Origin of the sequence: Mycobacterium sp. SMC-17 (assembly GCF_045310915.1) — a bacterium.
In the GTDB taxonomy this organism is placed as follows: domain Bacteria; phylum Actinomycetota; class Actinomycetes; order Mycobacteriales; family Mycobacteriaceae; genus Mycobacterium.
Genome location: NZ_JBJIAK010000104.1, coordinates 1 through 5,285, shown reverse-complemented (window position 1 = coordinate 5,285; position 5,285 = coordinate 1). Strand labels below are relative to the sequence as shown.

Here is a 5,285-nt window from a genome sequence, read left to right as displayed (position 1 = left end):
CAGATCATCCTCGGGAAGGTGCGCCCTTTCCTACGCCGCCTCGCCGAGGCTCATCCACAGGTTCTGATCATTGCTCAGGGGGCAACAGATGCGCGCAACCGATTTTGAGAGTCCTGTCGAACTGGGCAGCATTCAGCAGGCCGACAGGACGCTGGCGCGCTTCCTGCCGGTACTGGCGATGATGGCGGTCGGGGTTCTGTTGCTGTCCCTGCTCATTCTTGGACTGCTCATGCCCCACTCGCCGGCTGTGTATTACCCCGTGAGTGTCCTTGCTGCAGTGGCCATTCCGGCCCTCATGTATCGGCAGAAGCGGCGCCAGCTGACAACCGAGTATCGGCGGCACAAGCGCCTGACGCTCTCCCCTGCCGGCCTGCGCCGCGCCGACGGCACCACAATCGTTGATATTCCGTGGCAAGGCATCAACCGCATACAACACGAGCCGGTCAGTTTCGCGGCCAAGGCCAAAGGCCCGATCGTGTTGCCGGTGACCGGTATTGCCAACGCAGCCAAGGCCATCGCTCATTCGGTGACAGCGCTCGGCATCCTTGGCGACGGCACGGTGGCGCCCGCACCGGGCGCCTCGCCGCGAGTGCTCAAGATGCACGACGACCGCAACGGGTCCAGGCTTGTGGCCGGCGAGGTGGCCCGCACCGCCAACGCCCTGATCTTCCCGTCTGAGTTCGAACACGACTGGATCGACGGCACCATCGGCGCCTGGCTCCGGCACTACCGCCCGGACATCACGCTCGACGTCTTCCGCGGCCGTTGAGCGGCGCCCTGGCACCTGTCCGATCGAGCTTTAGAGGCCCGCATACCGGCGAGGCACCGCGCTATCGGCGCAGCCGCGCCAGCCAACCCCAAGAGCGCCTCGAAGCCCCCTATGATGGCGACCAAGCCGCTATCGCCGAAGTCATCGGTCACGCGCCATTGGTACTGGGCGGCAACGATGATCAGTGCGACCGACAGCACGATCGCCGCCTATGTGCGAAGGCGCTGAGCCGACCGGCAACCCCTCGTTATGCCGGCCGGCTCATGCCCTTTGTGTTCGATCTGTCCGACCACCGTCGGACCATCTGGTTATGCCCAGATGGCGCTCGATCTCGTCGCAAATCGCAGGCAATCGCCTGCAGTTCTCCAGCGCATCTTGCGGATCGCGAGTGCCGTAGAGACCGCCGACGTCATAGTCGTCGCACGCTGATCACCGCGATCCACCGAACTCGATCCCCCAACCATGTCGCAGTGCAACTCGAATCACCCTCATACGCAGCAGTTCTCCACCGTCGGGCGCGAACCGTCACGCAAGATGTAGTCGGTCAACCGACCCCAAACCGAACGCCGCCAGATGGTGATCTAGGCCACAGGGATAGTGCCGCGTCGTCGGCCAAAGGCGGTCGCCAATGGCAAGTGTGCCGTGGTCGGATTCTCCGAATTGGTTGGCCATCGAGAAGCAGTGTGGCCAAGCGCCCAGCGACGTCGTTGAACGTCTGATCGCACAGCTTGTTGGTAGTGCGGCGCAGACGACGAGCCGGCAGGCGAAACATCTGTTCGGCAGCCTCGGATTCCCGGCTCATCCAGGAGCGCAGTGCTGTGCGGGTCATCGTCGCGGCGCGCACCGCCGTGATTGTGGTGACGGTCGATGTGCGGGGCGCGGGTCGAAGAGTGCGAGTTCACCGAAAACATCGGAGGGCCCAAGAACGGCGACCAGGCTGTCGGAGTGACTGCTCGCACACGCGACTTTGGCTCTGCCCGAGGCGATGATATACAGCCGATCACCGGCATCGCCTTCGCGAAATACATTGTGTCTCTGCGGAAATGACACCCATTCAAGCTGGCCGACCGCCGCGGCCAGAACATTCGGCCCGACGCCGTGGAAGATGCTGGCGCGCGCCAACGCCGCAGTCACCGTGGGCCCATCCTGGCCGACGTCATCCCTAGACGCCCTGCACGCTCATCGTTATCCCCCATTTGCTAGCACCGCCCGCCAGCTCATTTTCCTAGCCTACCTATCAGCTTTGCTGTGAATGCCTGGTGAGCGTACGGGTTGACGTGACAGTCAGCTTATGCGATTGTTCGCCATATTGAGTGAAAGACCAAGCGAGCCGGGGGGCTTGGGACTGGTCTTCACAGGGGGATTCATACGTGGTCGAATTTTGGTTGTCGTCGCGGCGCCTCAGTATGGGGGCCTCAGTGTTCGCTGTATCTGTGACGGCGTGGGCGTGTCCGATGGCGGTGTCGGTCGCTGATCCGCAGCCGATGCCGGACCGGTGGACGCAGTTCGTCACCGACGACGGCTGGGTGGTGGACGTCAACACCACCAACGAGGTGATCAACCACATCGACAACCTGGCCGGCGCCTCCAACTCATGGCAGGCCCGAGTCACGCTGCGCTCAGAAGCGCGCATCACCGGCACCGGCGGCGCCGTCATCCAGGACGCCCAACTCGAATCCGGCTATTTCGTGGGATGCCGCACCGACTCCTCCCCGGGTGTCGAGGTCGGCGCTGACATCGGCATCACCCCTTACCAGCAGATCAACGGCCAGGTCTACGGCGGCGGCTACGGTCAAGGCCAAGGCGGCGCCGGCGGTGGAGGCGGCGGCGGGGGCGGCTTCGCCGGCGCGTCGGCCGGGGCCACCCTCGGCGTGCAGGAACATCTCGGCGGGTATATCCGGGTTCTGCTCAAACCCGGTGGGCTGGCGCAAGTCCCGATGGACCGCATCAGCTTGCGCAGCATGCACGCGGTGTCCAACCTGCGCGATCAGAACATCGAAGCGGACGGGTGCGGCGGCCAGGTGAAAATCCAGTCCTACACCACCATCCGGGTGCGCACGGACAACGGCAACGACACCCAAACTCTCTACGGCGAACCCAAGGACCTGTGATCGTGGCACCCGCATCGCGTTCAGGACACCCGCGACCATCAGTTGGCCGACGAGCGGTGGTTACCGCGGCGGTGCTGCTCACCATGACCAGCGTCGGCGGTGTCGCCAGCGTCGCCGGCACCGCCGCCGCAGACCCCGCGGCACCGGCACCGCCCCCCGTACCGGTGCCGGTGTCGCGGCCCATGCCGGAGGACCCTGCACGCGTGAACCCTATTGGCGGCGCGCGAGTTTCCTCCAGCACTCCGCAGGGCGAAACCGCCGGCATGGAACGACCTCTGGCCGCCCAGGTCGAACGCGGCGCGGCAACGGTACCGATGTGGGCCAAGGACGGCATCTTCGCACCCACCGCGCACCCCAACCGCCAGATCGCGATCCACCTCCCGGGCGAGGTGACTTTGGGCCCGGCGGCGTGGCTACCTGGCGGCGGCGCCATCTACGGATCCAATGACGTTGACTATCAGGTCATTCCGTACGCCGGTGGCGGGGTCGACATCACCGTGACCCGCAAGACGGTGTTCTCGTCCTCGACGATCCCACTCGGCGTGAAGATGCCTGCGGCGACCCATCTGCGGCAAGGCAACAACGTAGTGCTGGTGGAAACCGATGCCGCGCCAGGCAATCCGGGCCGGGTGATCGGAACCTTCAGCATCCCGGCCGCCACCGACGCCAGCCAAGCCCTCGTCGGTGTCACTCCCACGCTGGGGCCTGGATTCCCGCCCGGACAATCCAACCTCACGGTTGATCTGGGCCCGACAAGCATTTTCGCGTTCCCGGTCACCATCACCGTGTCCTACCGGGCCTCTGATGCGGCGACTAGTGGGGCACCGGCTCCGAACTGGGCCGGCCTGCCCGCCGGAACACCTGCTGGCGCGGTGACCCCGCCGAACCCCGCCGGGTATGTGACGGACCCGACCGGCGCCCACCGACCCGATGGCGTCGATCCCGCGACCTACGCCCAGCGCCACTCCGGTCACTGCCAAGGCGGACCCGACACCTACGGCAGTGCCGACGGACGATCCGCGAACTTCGTGGCCGCCTGCCAGACCCAACAACTCTGCCTCGCAACCACTCCCGCGCGCACGAGCGTCGACTCCTGCAACGACCGGCTGCTGTCGCACATGTCGATCCAATGCGTCACCGTGTTCGGCCAAACCGGGGACGACTACGACGCCTGCATCCGCACTGCCTCTGACGAAGTCGCCTGGGCCAAAGCCAATATGGCCGGCGGGCCCGAATGACCCGTAATGCACACCATCACGGCAGGTGTCGCTGTTGCACCAGCCAAGGGTCCGAGCATGAGCGACACAACACTCAGTCTTCACCTGGGTAGCGGTGAGCCACTCTCTGCCACGGCAGCCGGCCCCGAAGGGACCTGGCGGATCGTGCGCGGTCGCCCCAGGGCGCCGGTGACCACTTCGGGCTGGTCGCTGAGGCTCGTTTGGCCGCGCATCAGAACGTACAAGGGCAGCAATCTTAGGAGAACTGGATAACGTGAAGAGACCTAAGCGATTGCCGGTCGGGTTGCAGAGGGCCATGGCTGCGCTGGCCGTGGTCGCGGTGTTTGTGGCCGGCGTTATTGTGATCGGCCGGGACGACGCTGGCGGGATAGGCCTGTCAGCGTTGCCAGGGGCCACGGGCCAACCTCCGACGGGCCCTACCGGTGGTGCCGGCTCCGGAGACGGCATGGGTGGGCCGCCGTTTCCGATGCAGCCTCCCGGAATGCCCGACGGCCCAAGCGGATACAGCAGCGGGACCTACCCCGCTCCCGATCAGGGAAATGGCATTTCCCTGTACAACCCCGACGAGCAGAGTGCTGGCAGTCAGGGCGCCCCCGGACGGGCCCCCGGTTACGGACAGCAGCAGCTGCAGCCGGCCAACGGAACCCAGCCGCCCGACTATGACGCCTCAGTGCCACCCACGGCCGGGCAGTCAGCGGCACCCTCGCCGCACACCGCGGATCCGCAGGCCAGCCAGCAGCCACCGCGCGCGACGTCACCGCAACAGCCTGCGAATCCCCAACCGACCGATCAAAGTCCAGAGCCGAGAACCCCAGCGCCGACCAGTGCGCCCGAATCGTCGGTGGCTCCTACACCGACCAAATCACCTACAAACGACTCCGATCAGGAGCAACAACGCGATAACTACCGATGCCTCAATGCGTCTCCCGTCATCCAATTTAGTTCCATGAAGGGCCAGCTCACTATCGCTCTGACAGATGGCGGGCAATGCAATAGCTGCGATACCGAGAAGCCGAGAGAAAATCCCAACAACTGCAGCAAAAATTATGTTGAGGGCGTCGGAATTCGCCCCGCGGACCCGCGTGCAGAGGGGACTTGACCCCGTGTGTTGGACACGCTGAATCCCGCAAGGTTGGCGGGGGAAGCGAGATGATCCACCACGATGGC

The 5,285-nt window shown here is 65.2% G+C and carries 4 protein-coding genes; 3 read left to right on the top strand and 1 reads right to left on the bottom strand.

The genetic code is table 11. The annotated features are described in order from the left end of the window. Nucleotides 1-88 precede the first annotated feature (88 nt). The gene (locus tag ACJH7A_RS29870) at nt 89-769 is read left to right on the top strand and encodes a hypothetical protein (protein ID WP_406803264.1); all 681 of its coding nucleotides are present in this window, start codon (nt 89-91) and stop codon (nt 767-769) included. An 825-nt stretch (nt 770-1,594) separates the two neighbouring features. On the opposite strand, the gene ACJH7A_RS29865 is transcribed toward ACJH7A_RS29870, so the two are convergent. Then, entirely contained in the window at nt 1,595-1,819 is a 225-nt protein-coding gene (locus ACJH7A_RS29865; protein WP_406803265.1) for a cyclic nucleotide-binding domain-containing protein, read from the bottom strand. 356 nt (nt 1,820-2,175) lie between these two features. On the opposite strand from ACJH7A_RS29865, the gene ACJH7A_RS29860 reads away from it, so the two are divergent. Together ACJH7A_RS29860 and ACJH7A_RS29855 are read left to right on the top strand one after the other, a co-directional pair. Further along, nucleotides 2,176-2,880: an MspA family porin gene (locus ACJH7A_RS29860; RefSeq protein ID WP_406803263.1), complete on the top strand. Its 705-nt coding sequence runs from the start codon at nt 2,176-2,178 to the stop codon at nt 2,878-2,880. 56 nt (nt 2,881-2,936) lie between these two features. After that, nucleotides 2,937-4,118: a hypothetical protein gene (locus ACJH7A_RS29855; protein WP_406803262.1), complete on the top strand. Its 1,182-nt coding sequence runs from the start codon at nt 2,937-2,939 to the stop codon at nt 4,116-4,118. Nucleotides 4,119-5,285 lie beyond the last annotated feature (1,167 nt).